At 33.7% G+C, this 20,166-nt stretch carries 2 protein-coding genes; both read left to right on the plus strand.

The window, feature by feature from the left end:
- Nucleotides 1-236 precede the first annotated feature (236 nt).
- Complete coding sequence (locus MOO46_RS06715) at nt 237-9,674, plus strand: DUF5776 domain-containing protein (RefSeq protein ID WP_249510910.1); 9,438 nt, start codon at nt 237-239, stop codon at nt 9,672-9,674.
- 287 nt (nt 9,675-9,961) lie between these two features.
- The gene (locus MOO46_RS06720; RefSeq protein ID WP_249510911.1) at nt 9,962-20,062 is read left to right on the plus strand and encodes a DUF5776 domain-containing protein; all 10,101 of its coding nucleotides are present in this window, start codon (nt 9,962-9,964) and stop codon (nt 20,060-20,062) included.
- The last annotated feature ends 104 nt before the right edge of the window (nt 20,063-20,166 follow it).

The raw sequence follows: 20,166 nt of genomic DNA on the forward strand, positions 1-20,166 counted from the left end.
GTAAAAAATAAAATAAGAGCGGATATATTTAACAAATTATAAATGTATCCGCTTTCATTTTGTAATATCCTTGAAATACTTTTTTCATTTGTACTACACTTATGAATGTAACAAAAATTAAGAGTTAAAATAATTTACTAATTTTTTTAATAATGGTAAATTTCTAAATATATAATTTATATAATTAAATATATTTTAATATTTAATAATCATTTATAGAACAGGAGTGTCGTTAGTTGCAATATAATAAGAAGCAATTTAATAAAGTAAATGATAAGAAAATAATGAAAAAAGTAAAGAAGCAATGGGTCGTTGTATCCATGGCTTCTTTAGCAGTCTTAGGTGGATTCGCTGTAAGTGGAACTCTATCAATGACTCAACCAAGTTCAGTGGTTGCACATGCTGATGATGGAACATCAGATTCAACAGTTCAATCAAAGCAACAAGAAGAACCACAAGGTGAAACTGATCAACAAAAAGCATCAGATGCTACTAAGAAGGATGCAAGTAGTGCTAATAATAAAGCATCTACAAATGTTGATAACAAAAAAGGTGATGCACCATATACCCCAGATCATGAAAACGTAGCTGTTAATAGTAGTGGTAAATCATCTACGCTACCTAATGGCTCTAATGCCGGTAGTGGTAGCACTACTCAGCCACAAACTAGTAATAACACCCAAGGTCCTAATCAAGGTGCCAAAAATTATGAAGGTGCTTCATCAAATTCAACGGATAATGATGGTAACCAAAAAGACTATGATAAAACTAAAGATGGTTTTAATGATAAATTGAATAACCAAAATCAAGACAAATCTAACAGTGATAAACAAGATAATACTGGTAAAAAAGATTCATACGATTATGGTGCACAATTAGCAAATGACAATAAGACTATTATTGATCAAGGTGCCCAAGATGCCATTAATGGTAAGGTTAAGGATGATCAATATAAGGATAATAACTATTATAATTCTTCATACGATGGATCCAATCAGGCTAAAGCTGACTATAATAATTCTATTAATAATCAAGGTACTAGTGATAAGGATTACACATCTTATGATAATTCTGTTTCAGATAGCCAGAACAATTCTAAAAAAGATGGTGGTGCAAATACTAACTCCTCATCAAATATTAGTAATGATGACCATTCTGGTGGTGCAGATAATCCAAGTGATGCAAGTAATAGTGCAAAGAACTATGATAGTGATTTAAAGAAGCAATTTAATGGTACAGATGCTAATGGAAAAAGTACTAATTCAAGTGTCCAAAATAATGATGTGCGTGTTCCTAGTGATAGCAATGTTAGTGCAACTACACCTCAAAATACTAAATTAGAGGGAATAAACGCTGATACTTATGCTTATGGATATAATTATTTCTTAGCTAATCAAGCTGCTATTGATTATGAATCTGGTAAATGGAAGGGTACTAAAGCTAGTGACAATAATGGATCTAATGAAAGCAATTCTCAAAATGATCCTACTCATGATTATTATATGGATAGCCAACCAGATACTAAAAGTGCATATTATAAGGGGTATCAAGGTGCTAAAACTGCTGCTGAAAGCCAGTGGACAGGGAATCAAGCTTCAACTAAATTAAGTAATACAAATGGTAACATTAGTGATGTCAGCTTATCTGAAAATCAATTTTATAAAATTGGTTATAATAACGTAAAAAATGAAATTAATGATAATAGTACTGCATTTGTTTCTAATGGATATCAATTAGATAACTTATTAAGTAACAATCAAGTTAAGAGTAATGTAAAAATTATAAATGATATTGATTATAGTAATGTTAATGGAATTGCTTCAAATAATGCCAACTATACTACTGTTGATAAACAAATAACTCCTTCAGGCGTTATTAATGTTAATATTGATGGTCAAAATCATATTGCTGATTTTAAAAATATGCAATATCGTTTCAATCCTAGTGATACTAATTCACAAAGTAGTCTTAGCATGAATAATTTTAAGACTATTTATGGTAATGGTTACTATGGACCTGTATCTTTTCAAACAACAAATTCTACAATTAATTATAAAAATATTAACTATGTAGGAGTTCAACTTATTAGTGCTAGAACCACTAAAGTTAATTTTGCTGGTAAGAATAATGTTATGTTAGTAGACTCCTATCACTCACCATTTACTACTAATGTTGTTGTAAATACTCCTCAACAAAATATTGAGGCAAGTAATATGACATTATTACCAGGTGCTAGTTACTATGGTGATACTAACTTCCAAAACTTGGGCGGATCTGATCTTGTTCAAGTATTTAATGGTGGAACATTAACTCTTGGAAGAAATTCAAATATGACATTACTTACTGGCGGTAAGAGTATTAACAACAGTAGTAGTGGATACAATTCAGGTGTTTATATAGATAATAGTGACTCTACTATGAATTTGAATAAAGAGTCTAACTTAAATGTTATTTATAATAAAGATTATAATTTTGGTGGAAACTACGGTTCTGGTATTTATAACAATGGTAATATTAACTCTAATGGTGGTAACATTAACATTGAATTTAGTGGTGATAGTTATGGAAACAATCCACTCATAATTAATAAAGGTAAAATCAATGTTACTAATAATGGATTAATGCAGATTAAATTATCAAATGCTAATGGAAGTTATAGTAGTGGATTGCTAAATGCCTCGACTGGTAATCAATTTAACATTGCTAGTGGTAATTTGATTATTGATGGAAGTCAAAATAATCAAAATCCTATTACATTATTAAATGGATCTATTAGTGTTAATGATCCTGGTAATAAAGGAATTCTTCTAAAAACTAATGAAAATGGTCAATTAGTATCTAGCGGAACAATGAATACTAGTACTGTTGCCGTCGATGATAATCGAAATAATAAACAACTTTATTATCAATACAATGTAAATGCTAATGGCACAATTACAGGTATTAGTGGTAATGGTAAGACATATAATGGTAGCACTAAAGGTAAAAATGAAGTATCAATTTATAGAGCACCATCAGTTTCTGTTTCTGGTCCAGTGAATGCTAAATATAATGATGATGGTACTGTTACTATTACAGGGAATTTAGTTGTTGATAGAGCAGAAGAACTAGATAAAAACGATAATGGCATTTACTTAAGAAGTAAAGCTGATAGTAATGAAACTAATAATACAATTCAACAAAGGGATTTTGATGATAATACTAAATACAATAATGTAATTCCAAACATTTCTAATGGTACATTAGTTCCATTTACTCAAACTGTTAATGGTTTAAGTGGTAAGCCTGATAATGTTTCAACAACTATTAAATATGGTATACAAGGTATCACTATCAATTTACATGATAAAGACGATAATTATAGTAAAGAAACAATTGATGCTCAATCATATAGTAACAATCCCGGAGAAAATGGCGGAGTTTCTCCTGATGGTAGTAGACCAATTCAAATTTTAAATTCTGACAACTCATATGCTCGTCGAGGAATTAAAGATGCTATTAATGACAAAGATTTTAATAGTTCAAATTATAAGAATAATGATCTTTATAACGATAATGATTTGTATGCTAATAGTTATAATAGTGCTATAGCAGGTTATGAAGCTTATGTTAAGAAACCTGATAATAATATTAGTGATAATTATAATACAACAGATGACAATAGTTATAAGATAGCTAAAGATAAGCAAGCTACTGAAGCTTTTGATCAAGGTTATCAAGCTGCCCAAAGTAATGCTGGTACTAATGACTATATAGCTGGTCAATCTAAGGATAAATCTAATTACAATGGTAATAGTTCTTCTTATAAATCTGGTTATGATGAAGCAAGTAACGGTTATAAAGATGGTGCTGAAGCCAAAAATGCAGTTGCAGATGCAAGTAATGGTTATACTAAGGGATATGTTGCTGGTAAAGGAACTAGTGATTACCTAAGTGGCAAGGATAAAAACTCATCTTCAGTTGATCAAACGCAAAATAATAATGTTAACCAAGACATTTATAATAATGCATACGATTCAACTAAAAATGGTTATAATAATACAAAAGATAATCAAAATACAGCTTACAATTATGGAAAAAACATGCTTAATGGTATGAAAGCTGCTAATGGTAATAAAGGTTTTAATGAACCTAGCGATAAAGATAGCAGTGATTATCAAGCTTATAATGATGGTAAGAATGCATATAATGGTATGAACGATGCGTTAACGGGCCAAAATAAAGGTAAGAATGAAGACTATAAGAGTAATAACGATGAATATAATTCAGCATATGAAGCTGCACAAAAGGGATTAACAGATAGTTCAAATAATCCAGAAAAATATACTAATCCTTCACCACAATATTCAGCATACGAAGCTGGACAAGCTGCTAGAAAAGGTTCTACCGATGCTCAAGCAGATTCGTATAGTAATAGACCTAGTGAAGATTCATTTGCACAAAAAGCTTATGATAATGCTAAAGGAAACTTTAACGCTGGTGCTGGTAGAAGTAATGGTGCATCTACACCTGATACTAACAGTCAAGCCTATAAAGATGGTTTAGCTGCTCAAGCCGGACAACAAGCTGCTACTAAGGGAGATAAAAATGGTAGTTATCCTAATAATTCTGATGGTAGCACTTATAACGATACTCAAAGAACAGCCTATGATAATGCTAAGAAAGCATACAATAAGGGCTTAACTGGTGATAATACAACTGGTGATGCTAAAGCTGACCAAGCAGCAAATAATGCCGGAATGTCAGCTAAAGATGGTATTGATGATGCATTTTCAAATGGAAATCCTTCAAATGACGATAAACAAAAAGGTCCAGACACAAATTCTTATGATGCTGCTAAACGAGCTGCCGAAGATGGAATGAACGGTCAAGCAAAATCTAATCTGGATAAGCAACAACAAAATGCTTATGATAATGGTAAAGCTATGTATGATGGGATGCAGGCTGCTAAACAAGATAATACAAATGGGTTAAATCATGGAGAATTAAAACAGGATAAATCATCTGCATATTCAAATTCATATACTGAAGGATCATCTCAACATTCAAATTATGATAAAGCTTATACTGCATATAAGGATGGATTAGCAAAAATTGTTGATGGTAAAAATGAAAATAATGATAGACCTGGTCAAAATCCAATAAGTGATGGCAATCAAAATCCTAATGAATCAACGGTTCCTTACCAAATAGCTAAAGATTCAGAAACTACTGATAATGCTATTCATGATGCTATTTATCATACAAATACTTATAGACCTTCCAATAATGACAAAAATCAACTAACTGTTTATAATCAAGCTCAAGATGCCTACAATGCTGGTTTAACTCAACAATCTAATCAATCATCTGTTGATCATAATCAAGGATATGCTTACAACGTTGGTAAAGATGCTTTAAAGGGTATTCAAGATGCTGAAAATGGCCAACAAAACGAGCCAGGTAATCCAAATGATCAAAAAGATTCACAAGATAAAAATACAACTTATAACAAAGAAGCTTATGATCAAGCTCAAAATGACTTTAAAGATGGCAATAAAGAAAGAAATAAATTATCATCTTCTAATGATCATAATACGGTCGATACAAGCGCATCATTAGCATACCAAACTGGTCAAAAGTATGAAGCTACAAAATCAGGTATAGATAAATATGTTAATAATGAAGATGGACCTACTCTTAAAAATAATGATTATAGTAAGACGTTAAATAATGGCTATAATGCCTATAAAGCTGGATATGAAGGTAGTAATAATGGACAACCTACCGAAACCATAAAATCTGATCCAAGTCAAATGGATGCCTATAATCAAGGCCGTGCTGCTCAAGCTGCGGTCAAAGATGCAAGTTCAGGTAAATTTGGTAATGATGGGTCTAATAGACCTTTAGATTCAACCCAACCTAACTCATCCAAGAATTCATCTGCTGATAGTATGTACAACAGTGATGATTATAAACCTAGTGGTGCTGACTGGACTACAAATCAACAAACTGCTTATGATAATGCTTATGAAGCTTATTTAGATGGTAAGAAGAGTCCTAATTCTGGTTCTGCCCCTAATGGTCAAAAAGTTGCATATAATAAAGGGCAAGGTGATGGTCAGTTACCAGAAGCAATTAATGATGCTATTAATGGTAAAACTGGTAACGGTGATAATGATTATAGTAATAACATAAAGAACTTTAATTATTCTTTAGAAAATTCTAATAAGGATTCTAATTCTGATGACATTCATAAAGCTGTGGATATTGTTAACAAAGCAATTAGTGATGCAAAAACTACTGGTAACATGTCAGATGGCAATCTTTCACCTGATCAAAAGAATTATTATGATAATGCCTTTAATGCATATCAATATGGATTTGGCAAAAATAGTTCTGATTCATCAATTACAACAGATAATGAAAAAAACAACAGTATTCCTTACCAAATTGGCTTAGCGGCAAGAAAGGGAATCCAAGACACTAAAGATGTTAATGGTAAAACATCTTACGATAAAAATGGTGCTAATCAAGTAGAAAAAGATGCTTATACTTATGCTCAATCAGCATATAAATCCGGTTTAACTGGTAATCCACAACCTAATAATTCCACTCAAGCCTTCAATGAAGGTCAATCTGATAAGTCTGGTATTGATGCAGCAATTAGAGGTGATTCTGAACCAAAGGACGATTCAACTGAAGTATCCAAAGTAGCATACGATGCTACAAAAGCCGGATTGAATAATCAAAATAATGCCCAAAATAATTATGCCAATAATGCTGGTAAAGCATATCAATCTGGTTTAAGCGATGCTCAATCAACAGATAATCCTGACAATTCAGGTAAAGATCTTAATAAAGACCATCAAAGTGAATACAATCAAGCTAAGAAAGATTATCAAGATGGTCTAAGTGCACAATCAGGTAATGTAAACAGTAATGGTTATGGCGAAGGATTAAATGATCGTGCCGTTAAGCAAGGTGTTAAGGATGCATCTAATGGGGTTGCTAAAGAAGATGGTTCTTCTTATACTCCAGTTAAGCAAGTTGATGGCAAAGACATTAATAATGTAGATAATCAAATAAATGCATATAAGAATGCGGTTAATGGATTTGACTACGGTTACGGTAATAAGAGTATCGATAAAGATAATTCAGCATATCAATCTGGTGAAAAAGCTGGTAAAGATGCTAAACAAGCCGTTAAAGACCAACAATCTGAAACAAAATCTACAGATGCAAAGTCTGATTCATATAATCAAGCTCAACAAAATTATCAAGATGGATTTAATAATCCTAAAGCTAATGGAGACGATTTAAAGAAATTTAATAGTCAATCTGATGCATTTAAACAAGGTCAAAATGATAAAAATGCAATTGATTCTGCATTAAATGGTAAAGAAGATCATTCTGATTCACCAGCATATAAAGCTGCTAAAGCTGGTTTAGCTGGTAACGAATCATATGATAACAATTATCAAGCCGCTCATGATATTGGACAAGCTGCAAATCAAGGAATTAATGATTCATTGAATGGAACTCCTGGTAAAACCCAATATGTCAATGAAAAAGATAAAACTGATGCCTACAATAATGCCGAACATAACTTTGATATGGGATTAGCTGATAAAACAGATGATAAAACTTCTGAGTCTTCTGATGCTTATAAAGCAGGTCAGGCTGCTAAAGATGGTTATAAAGATGCTGAAGCTAATAAGGGTGATTTTAATAAAACTTCAAATGTTGATAATTACAATGGTAATCCATTTGCCAAAGATTCTTATGACAATGCTCAAGCTGCCTACAAAGCTGGTTTAGCCGGTAATGATTCTAATGCTGATGCTAAGAAGAACAGTGTTGCTAACAAGGCTGGTTTAGATGCTAAGCAAGGAATTGCGGATGCTATTAAGGGTCAAACTGACCCAACAGCTGTTCAATCAGAAGATTATAATAATGCCTTTAATGCAGCTAAAGCTGGTAACAATGTAGATAATGCTAATAAATCAGCTGCTGATGCTAAAAAAGATGATCAAAGCACCGCATACCAAGCTGGACAAGCTGCTCAAAAGGGAATTGCGGATGTTCAAACTGGTACTGGCAGTGCTGATCAATACAAGGATAACTCTGCAGCCCAATCAGCATATTCTGATGCTAAGCAAGCCTACAATGATGGCTTGAATGGTGGTGACAGTAAGCAAGCATCTAAGGATAATCCTACTGCTAATGCTGCTGGACAAGCTGCTCGTCAAGGTATGATTGATGCTCAAAGTGGTAATGGTAAGAATAATCCATATACAGATAATCCTCAAAAAGATGCTTATAATAAGGCAAAACAAGCATTTGATAAGGGATTAAATGGTAATGATGATGCTGATAATCCAGTTGCTAATGAAGCAGGTAAAGCTGCTCGTCAAGCTGCTGCTGATGCTCAAGTTGGTAAGAATGATGCAAGTCCATATAATAATAATTCCAATGCTCATGATGCATATCAAAGAGCGATGAATGCATATAATGATGGATTCAATAGTGATAAAGATAACGCCTCAGCTACTAAGGCTAATGACATTGGTAAAGCTGCTCGTCAAGGTATGAATGATGCTGAAAATGGTAAGGATAATTCTGATAGCTACAACAGTAATCCAGACGCCAAAGCTGCATATGATAATGCTAAGAAGGCCTACCAAGCTGGTATTAATGGTGACACTACTAGTGCTGACGCTAAAGGTAATCCAGCCGTTAATAAAGCAGGTTATGCTAACTTTGTTCCATTTAGCCCTAAGACTGAGAATGATAACAATAACAGTCCTAAACCTAATGCTTATCAAGAAGCTCAAAATGCTGCTAAGCAAAAGAATTCAAACGAAAAAGCAGCTGCTAAAGATGCGGTAAATGCACTTATTAATGGTAAATCTAAATTTACTAATAGCATTAATTTAGCTAATAAGTCTCCTGAATACCGTAAAGCATTTAAGAAGGCTTATGATCAATCTAAAGCTGGATTTGATGCTGGTAAAAAGGGTCATTATAGTGGTTCATATGATTCTTCTTATCAAGAAGGTTATAAAGCAGGTAAGAAACAATTCGTTAAGAATACTAATGATGGAAAGCAAGCTGGAAAGCAAGCTGCTTCCAAATTAACTAAGTTGCCTAGCTTTAAGAACAAATCTCAAGCATATGCAGATGCTTACAAAGAAGCATTTAAGAAAGAAGTTAAATATAATACTCCTCATTATGTATACAACTTGAAGAAAGTTTACAGTCATAACAATCCTAGCATGACTCGTAAGACCAGAGAAAATAAGTATGCTAAGACTGCAATGTACAAACGTGAAACATTCAAAATTACTGGATACAAGATTAATGATAAGGGTCAATTAGTTTACAAGACTTCTAAGGGTTGGATTAGTGCTGATAAGAAATCATTTAATGATGTGTACTATCGTCATGATAATCAAAATACTAATTCTGCTAGAAAATCAACACAAAAAATTCGTGTAATTAAACCTCAAGGTACTTATATTTATAATAGTAAGAACTTTAATAAGAAAACTGCTGTTAAGAATATGAGAAAAGGAACCACACTTGAAGTTAAAAGTGTTGAACAATTGGGTCATATTACTAGATTCTATCTTGGTAATGGTCAATATATTTCCAGTAATAAGACAATTGTTGAAAAAATTAATAAGAAATAATTATTAATAAATAAAGGATATATCGCTAATTAAAACGATATATCCTTTTTTCTTAAAATTTAATGAGCAAAATGTTATTACTTTAATTTTATATTGTGTTATCATTAATAAAACATGTATTTTATGGAGCTACGAAAACCGTCACTGCGGCTTTTGTAGCTTTTTTACTTTTTTAAAAATAATTGGAAAAATATGAGCAAATCATTACACTTTTTAATGCTTATGGTGTTAAATTATAGACGTAATAAAGATATTAATTCATTTATAGAACAGGAGATGTCGTTAAATTGCAATATAACAAAAATCAATTTAATAAAATAAATGACAAAAAAATTATGAAAAAAGTTAAGAAACAATGGGTCGTTGTATCTGTTGCTTCTTTAGCAGTTTTAGGTGGGTTTGCAGTAAGTGGAACTCTACATATGACTCAACCAACTAGTTCAGTAGTTGCACATGCGGATAATACATCCAGTGCAGGAACCTCAAATGCATCCAGTGGAGGCACTTCAACAACATCCAGTGCAGGAACCTCAAATGCATCCAGTGGAGGCACTTCAACAACATCCAGTGCAGGAACCTCAAATGCATCCAGTGGAGGCACTTCAACAACATCCAGTGCAGGAACCTCAAATGCATCCAGTGGAGGCACTTCAACAACATCCAGTGCAGGAACCTCAAATGCATCTAGTGGAGGCACTTCAACAACATCCAGTGCAGGAACCTCAAATGCATCTAGTGGAGGCACTTCAACAACATCCAGTGCAGGAACCTCAAATGCATCTAGTGGAGGCACTTCAAATGCATCAGTTATGAAACATAATAATGATGTTATGGGATTAGCTAATAGAAGTAACTCTACTGATAGTAGTTCACAACTAAATAATGATCAAAAAACACAATCTGACAATGGTGCTAAAGCTTATTGGAATGACATTCATCAAAATGACATTAATAATGATTACAAACAAGATGTAAAAGGCGCTGACACTAATTCATCATATTACCAAGATGGATACAACGGTGCCGCAGCTGCATGGAAAGTTTACAATGATGCTAATAGTCAAAATGGAACTCAAAATGTAACTACTTATAATAAAAATAATGCACAAAATGGAAATAATCCTAATAGTGTTGATCCAACATTAAATAGTGGAAGCAATAGTGTTGATAGCTCCAAATCAGCTGTTATTCCTTATGATCCAACTTCTCAAAGTAATAAGGGTGAAGATCAAAAGAATATGCCTAAAACAGAAAACGAGCAAGCTACTATCTATGACAATGGTGCTGCTAAAACAGGATCTAAAACAGTTAATATTACAAGCGGATCAGCATTTAACCAAGGAGTTACTCAATTCTTAGCACTTCAAGGTACTTATGATGCTGAAACTGGTCGTTGGAATGGTAAAAATGTTAACGATGCATATTCTCCAAAAGCTGATTTAGGTAACTCATATGATCAATCATATCGTGGTGCTCAAGATGCTATTGCAAAACAATTTAATAGCTCTAATAATTTAACTTATACTAGCTTAGGTGATACAGGCCAAGGCATTTTTAATCCAACTGCTCAATCAACAGATACTAATTATCAAGCAGGATTTAATGATGTTGTTAAAAAAGTTCAAAATGGAACCTCATTTGTTTCCAACGCTGAACAAATTGATAGTGCATTAACAGGTACTTTAAGTAGTGTTGGAACTGTAAATCCACCTTTGACTAATACTGTTACATCAAAAGGTGACGTTAAGAATATTAAGTTTTTGAAGGATATTGATTATTCTAGTGCTGCTGGTGTAGGAGTATCAAATGGTGAAACTAATGTTACACTTCAATATACTAAGAATGGTCAATCAATGACTTTTGATGGTCAAAATCATATTACTGATTTTCATGGAATTTCATACTTAGTAACTCCTTATAGCAGTGATAAAACATCATCATTTAGTTTTAATAATTTTAATGCTGCTTATGGTTCAAACTTTTATGGCCCATTTAAAATTCAAACAGGAACTGCCCAAGTAAATTATTCAAACGTTACTTATGTTGGTCCTCAATTAATGAGTAGTTCAGGTGTTAATGCTAACGTGGATGTTTATGGTAATTTGAATGTCTTTTCTGTTGGTAATTATACAAGTCCTTTCCAGAATAATGTTATCACTGAAGGTTCTAATAGTGCTGATAATGTTACTGGTGGTGTTGGTAAGTCAGTATTTGGTGATAATCAAGAAAACTTTGAAGCTAATAACTTAAGATTACACAGCGGTGCTAATTATTATGGCTCAACTACTGGTGGTACTGTCCTTAACTTAACTGGTAATGTGGTTTTAGATAGTGGTTCTAATATGCAATTAGTACCTATGAGAACTACTCAAGGACAAGCTTCTGGTGGTGATAGTTCAAATGGTGTTTACTTAAGAAATAGTCTTACATCCAATGGTACTATTTATGTAAATAAAGGCGCAAATTTGAATATTATTCCTAAAGCTGGTCCTAATGCTTCTGGATTAGCTCAAGGTATTTATCTTTCAACTGCTCAAAACCAAATTACTGTCGATGGTGGTACTTTAAGTGTTGACTTAAATGGAACTCCTGGTGTCACTAACGCTAACTATAATGCTGGTTCAATTACAGTTGCAAATGATGGTAATTTTAATGTTACTGGAGAAAATTTAGGTAACTTTAGTGGATATTTATTAAATGTTTTAGCAAACTTGAATATTAATAATCGTGGTAACTTTAATATTGTTACTGATGGTACTGGAAACAGTCCAACATTACTATATAACTATGGTCAATTTAATGTTGATAATCCTGGCAAGAGTGTTTATCTACAAATTAAGCCTTTAACCAATCAAGATGGTAGTTACAAACAAGATGGATCAGGTTACTTGTTTACTAATCAAATTAACGCTTACTCAGTAAGTTATGCATTGGGTTATAAGCCAGGTAGTACACAAGTAAATTCTGGTAATGATCAATACTACTATAAACTAACCGTTCCTAATACTAATGGAAGTAAAATTCAATACGTACCATTAGAATCAGATGGTAAACCAGGTTCACCAGTTCCCAGTTCCGACAGTGCTTATGGTGCAAAATATATATCATTAAATGCTACTCCTAATGCCAACTTTGATGGACATATCAATGTTCAAAATCAAACTAATGGTAATAGCGATTTGAATGGTAATTTAATCTTAACTAATCTACCTTCTAAACAAGATAATGGTGGGAACAATGGTCATGTTAATATAACTATTCAAAATAAAATTGATGAGAAAACTAATACAATTGGTTCACCTGATAGTATGGTTCTAGTTGGATCCAATGGATCACAACAAAATTTAACTTATGTAAGACAATCTGATGGATCATATAATGTAAAAATTCCACAAATAGACAAAACTGATAACAATACTTATCGGATTGCTTTCACATATCAACTTGATAGTTCTCAAGTGCCAAGTAAAGATGGAGATTCATTAAGTGCTACTGCTAAATACTTTGTTACTGGACAAACTCAAACAATTGCATATAAGCAAAATCCAAATGATAATGGTTTGACTACTAATTCTGTAAACCCTACAAGCGATTATAAACCAGTTACATTGCCCGACAATGGTAGTGTTGTTAATTTGAATAATTCTACTAGCAAAGCACCAATTACTGCTGAATCAGCAGCAAATGATGGTATTCGTGATGGTGTCTATGATGCTGCTGCAAGTAACACAAAAAATGCAGAAGCTACTGAGGCCTATGAAAATAATTATGCTGATGGTAAAGATGGATCCCAATTTAAAAATAATTATGTAAATGCATACAACAATGCATATGATGGTTATAAGCAAGGAACTGATGATTTATCAAACGGTAATTACAATGTAAATCAACCTAATGAAAATCATACAGGAATGCCTAATGATGATCCTGCTAAATCCCAATATAAAGATGGATATAATCAAGTTGGCAAAGATTTAAGCTCTGGATTTAATAATAATATTGGTAGTAATCCTGATACAGCTGCAAATAGCAATAATTCTACAAACTCAATTTATAATAAGGGTATGAATGAAGCCCAAGGAGTTAAGGATACTATTAATAATAATTATGATACTGGAAAGAACAGTTCTCCTGATTATTCCGCAGCACATTCTAGCTTTAACAACGGTTATAATTCTCAAATGAAAAGTCCTAACGTTACAGCTAATACTAAACCATCTGATTTAGCCAATAATTATGGTGTGCAAATGGCTAATGGAATGCAAGATGCCCAAAATGGTAATACTAATAATCAACCTCAACCTAAAGATTCATCAGGAAATCTTGATACTAATAATACTGATTACAAAGCTTACCAAGATGGTAAAAATGCATACAATGGTATTAATGATGCCTTAACTGGTCAAAGTCAAGGTACTAATAATACTGATCCTAATAAGTCTAACGATGCTAGTGATTCATATAATGCTACTTATAAAGCAACACAAGCTGGATTATCTGGTGATACAAGTGTTCAATACGAAAATCCATCTCCACAATGGTCTGCATATAATGCTGGATTAGCTGCTAAACAAGGTGCTTTAGATGCCCAAGCTGGTAATGATAAATCATCTGATAGTTATAGTGGAAATCCATTTAATGGCTCCGATTCATTTGCCAAGAAAGCTTATGATACAGCTAAAGGTAACTTTAATGCTGGAGCTGGAAGAAAAGACACATCAGGCGCAGATTCTTATGAAGGTAAAGCATATAATGCCGCCAAGAATAATCCTAATAATAGTCAAGCATATTTAGATGGACAAGCTGCTAAAGCCGGTCAATCTGATGCAGCAAATGGTCAAAATGGAAAGAATGCTACTGATCCTCAAAATAGTAGTTATAACAAGCTTAATGAACAACAAAAAGCTGCATATGATAGAGCTAATAAATCATATAATAATGGATTAAATGGTTCTGGAGAACCTACTGATGGTCAAAATGATAAAGCATCTTATAATGCTGGAAATTCTGCAAATCAAGCTATTAAGGATGCTTATACTGGGAAGAGTACCCCATCTCAAACACCATCAGATCAATCTTCATATGACGCTGCCAAAAAAGCTGCCCAAGATGGTATGAATGGTCAACCAGCATCTAATAATGATAAAAATCAAATGAATGCATATAATGCTGGGCAAGCTGCATATAATGGGATGCAAGCTGCTAAGCAGGATGGTGACACCAATCATGATTCTACAGATTCCCAAGGTCATCAAAATAGTGCATACTCAAAGGGATATCCTACAAATGGTACTCAAGCACAAAAGGATGCATATAATCAAGCTTATACAGCATATAAAAATGGAAAAAACTCTCAAAATAAAGACAATGCTGCTGGTGATGCTGATTCTAATAATAACCAATCCGTAATTAATCAAGCAGGAAAAGATGCTAATGCTTCACAAGAAGGTATCGATGCTGCTAAAGCTGGTAAATCACTCGACGATTTGAAAAAATCAAATAATTCTGATGCTGCTAAGAATGCATACAATGCTTACAAGGGTGGATTTAATCAACAACCAAATTCATCATCAGTAAGTGATCCTAATTCTGGTGATGCCTACAACCAAGGTAAAGCAGCACAACAGGCGGTTCAAGATGCATCTGCTAGTGGATCTTCTGCTACACCGGGTACACCTGCTAACAGTTCAAATTGGACTCAACAACAAAAAGATGCATATAACCAAGCGTATAAAGCATATAAAGCAGGTACTAGTCCAGATAATGCCGGAAAAGATGCTAATTCAGCATCAACCAATGCAAGTGATGCTCAAGCTAACGTATTAGCATATCAAGCAGGACAAACCAGTGCAGCTACTCAAGCAGGAATTACTGATGCAGCTTCTGGTAAGAGTGATAACGCTCATAATTATCCACAATCTAAAGATAGAGATAGTAATCCTCAAGCTACAACACAATTATACGATGCTTATACAAATGCTAAAAAAGCTTATAATGGTGGATTTAATGGTACAACTACATCCGATGATAATAATTCTTCTCGAGAAGATGCTTTAAACAATAACCAAGGTGATGCTTACAATCAAGGTCGTGCCGCTCAAGCTGCTGTACAAGATGCACAAAGTGGTAAGTATTCAGATGTAAATTCTGCTGAATCTTCAAATGACAGTAGCTACAATAGTAGTTCATATAAACCAAGTGGTAATGACTGGACATCTAACCAACACAAAGTTTATGAAGCTGCATATCAAGCATACCTAGATGGTAAAGCTAACCCAAGTGGTACAGCTACTGATAATGGTTCCGTTGATTACAAGCAAAATCAAGCTTATCAAGCTGGTCAAAATGTAGCGGTTGTTCCACAAGCTATTAAAGATGCTATAAATGGTAATAATAATAGTTCTAATTATAAAGGTCAGACTACTAAACAAAATACTTACACAGATGCACAAGCATCATTTAGTTCTGGATTTAACAATCCATCAGCTACCTATGATCCATCCAAAGATGGTAATCAAGATGCTTATCAATCTGGCCAAGCTGCATATCAAGCTATTGTAGATTCTTCATCAGGTAAAGATAAGTCAAGTGATTCATCAGTTTATAATGGTTACTCCCAACAACAAAAAGATGCTTATGATTTGGCACAAAAAGATTACAGCGCTGGTATGACACAAAAAACTGATGGATCTTATGTAAATACTAGTGATTCATCTAAGAGCGCTGCTTATGCTGCTGGTTCTGCCGCTCGTGATGGTATTAATGCTAGTGAAAATGGAACTACTGATAAAAGACCTAGTGCTCAAGGATTAAATCAAACATCTTATGATAATGCTCAAAAGGCATTTAATAAGGGACTATCTGGTGACCAAACAAGTTCCGATGCTAAGTTGAATCCTACAGCAAATCAAGCTGGAGCAGATTACAAGCAAGGTATTACTGATGGTATTTCAGGTAATAATCAGATGAATAGCAACTCTGATTATACTAACGCTTATAAGGCATCTAAGGCCGGTAATGATCCAGCTAATGCTTCTAAATCAGCTTCTGATGTAGGACAAGGTAACCAGAATGTTGCATATCAAGCCGGTCAAGCTGCTCAACAAGGTTTGAATGATGCACAAAATGATCCTACTAAGACATCTAATGATCATGGATATAATTCATCAACTCAAAAAGATGCCTATGAACAAGCACAAAAGGATTACCGTGATGGATTAAACGGTAGCAAATCAAATGATCCTAATAGTAGTGCTTATAAAGCTGGATTAAATGATCAAGCTACAAATCAAGGAATTGCTGATGCAACTTCTGGTAAATTTACATCAGGAACAACTCCAGATGATTATAAGTATAATAATGATCAAAAATCAGCATATCAAAAAGCTGGTAATGACTTTAATGACGGATTTAACGCTGGTCAATCTACAAATGGTACTTCAGATTCACATCAATCTAAAGCTTATCAAGATGGTCAAGCTGCAAACCAAGGTATTAAAGATAAGCAATCGGGTAGTGAACCACAAGGTGATAATGCTAAAAATGTTTCATATCAACAAGCACAGAATGATTATCAAGCTGGTTTAGATGGTACTGGTATTGGTAAAGACAAAGATGGAAAGGTCACTAATTCATATCCAAATGCTAATAGTGATGCCTACAAGCAAGGTCAAGCTGCAAAGAAAGCTATCCAAGATGCATTAGATGGTCAAAAGACCCCTACTGATGGTGCTAATAGCGATGTATTTAATGCCACTAAAGCAGGTATGAATGACAATTCATATAGTCCTAACAATTATTCGTCACAAAAAGGTGCATACAATATTGGATCTGCTGCACAAAAAGCTATTGATAATGCTTCAAACAATGGTGACTTTTCTGAAAATGGTGATCAACAAGGATTTGGAAGTGATGCTTCTAAAATTAATGCTTATAATCAAGCTAAAAAGAACTTTAATGCTGGTATGAATGGTAATTATGGTGATGGCATTGATAATCAAAGTAATGCTTATGATGCAGGTCAAGCTGCCAAAAAGGGTATTGATAATGCTGCTAATAACACACAAAATATTTCAAAGGATTACAATGGTAATGAAATTAACGCATACAAAAATGCCCAGTCTGCCTACAATGATGGATTAAACGGCGATTCTACAAGCGATTCTGCTAAAAAGAATACTGTTGCCAACCAAGCTGGTATGGATGCTAAGCAAGGAATTGCTGATGCTATTAAAGGTCAATCTAATCCAACTTCTGGTCAATCGGATGCTTATAATAAAGCATTCGCTGCTGCTAAAGCTGGTAATACTCCTGGTGCAAGTGCTGATGCAACTGGTGATAATGCTGGTCAAAATAATGCATATCAAGCTGGTCGTGCTGCCCAACAAGCAATTAGTGATGGTAAGACAGGCAAGGATAATTCCGGTCAATTCGATAACAATACCCCAACTGCTAAACAAGCATATGCCGATTCTAAACAAGCATATAATGATGGTTTAAGTGGTAATAGCAGTAATGCTGATAATACTAACCCATCATCATACAATGCTGGTATGGATGCTAAGGCTGGTATTGCTGATGCCATCGCTGGTAAAAAATCTGATTCAAGTAAAGCTAAAAATGCAGCTGATTACAATAATGCATATGAAGCCGCTAAAGCTGGTAAAAATAATTCAGGAATGCCTGCATCGGGTCAACCAGGTGCTGATCAAAATCAAGCATATCAAGCTGGACAAGCAGCAGATCAAGGAACTACTGATGCTCAAACTGGAGCTGACAATTCTGGCCAATACAGTAATAATCCATCAGCACAAATTGCTTATAATACTGCTAAGCAATCATTTAATGATGGTTTAAATGATAAAACTAATACTTCATCTGCAAATGATAATCCTGATGCCAATAAAGCTGGACAAGCAGCAAGACAAGCTGTTATTGATGGTCAAACCGGAGCTAATAGTTCATATCCAAATGATCCAGAAAAGACCGCTTATAACAATGCCAAGCAAGCATACAATGATGGTTTGAATGGTAAGACCAATAATTCAAATCCATATGCTAATGAAGCTGGTAAAGCAGCTGCACAAGGAGCTACTGATGGTCAAACTGGAGCTAATAATGCTAGTCAATACAGTAATAATCCTGCTGCAGAAAATGCATATAATATAGCTAAAAATGCATATAATGATGGATTAAATGGTAAAGATAACAGCGATAATCCAGTGGCAAATGAAACTGGTAAAGCAGCTCGTCAAGGAATTACTGACGCTAAAGATGGCAAAGATAATTCTAAGATGTATCCAAATGATCCAGAAAAGACCGCATATGAAGATGCTAAAAATGCATATAATGCTGGTTTAAATGGTGATACTGATAGTGATGTTGCTAAGAAGAACACAGCTGCTAACAAAGCTGGTTATGATAATTTTATTCCATTTGGTGGTGGCGGTGTTAATAACACTGACAATAATTCATCAAATGGTAATAATGGAAATAATGGTAACAACCAAAATGGCAATAATAATGGTTCAAATAATAATCATAATAATATTGCTAATAATCCAGCTGGTAAAAATGCCGGTATTAAGGCTGCCCTTAATGGCAAGTCATACAAAGCTAATACCAAAGGGTTAGCTAATAAGTCAGCTGCATATCAAAATGCATTTAATGATGCTTATAATAAAGCTAAGGCTGGTTATGCTGCTGGTGCTAATGGTAAGAAGGTCAATACAAATGATGCTTCTTATAAAGCTGGATATGAAGCTGGACATAAGCAATTTACAACTGCAACTAAGGCTGGTGAAAACGCTGGAAATGTAAGAAGAGATTTACCTAACTTTAAGCATGAATCTAAGGCTTACATTAATGCTTATAAGAAAGCATACGAAGCTCAAATCAAGAAGACTATGCCACGTTATGTATATAATTTGAAGAAGATTTATCGTCATAGTTCACCAGTCTTAGATCGTAAGACTAGAGGAACTAAATACGCTAAGACCGTATTGTACGAACGTCACGTATTTAAGGTTGAAGGATATAAGATTAACGATAAAGGTCAAGTAGTTTACAAAGTTAACGGTGGTTGGATTCCAGCTAACGGTAAGTCAGTTGCTGATGTATACTATCGTCACAATGATCAAGAACAATTTAGCAATGACAATAAAGCTAAGTTCGTTAAAGTTAATAAGAGAATTCGTGTAATTAAGCCTAAAGGAACTTACACATATAACAGTAAACAATTCAATAAGAAGACTGCTGTAAAGAATATGCGTAAGGGATCAGTTCTAAAAGTTAAGGGAATTGAAAAACTAGGTCGCATTACCAGATTCTATCTAGGCGATGGTCGCTATATTTCAAGTAACAAGACAATTGTTAAGGAAATTAGATAACTAATTATCTATCTTTTATAAAAAGTCCCAATCTAAATTAATTAGGTTGGGACTTTTTTACATATTTAGTAAGCTAATGATTATATTTTATTTACCATTAGGTG

The sequence above is a fragment of the Apilactobacillus apisilvae genome, from assembly GCF_023380225.1.
Classification (GTDB): Bacteria; Bacillota; Bacilli; order Lactobacillales; family Lactobacillaceae; genus Apilactobacillus; species Apilactobacillus apisilvae.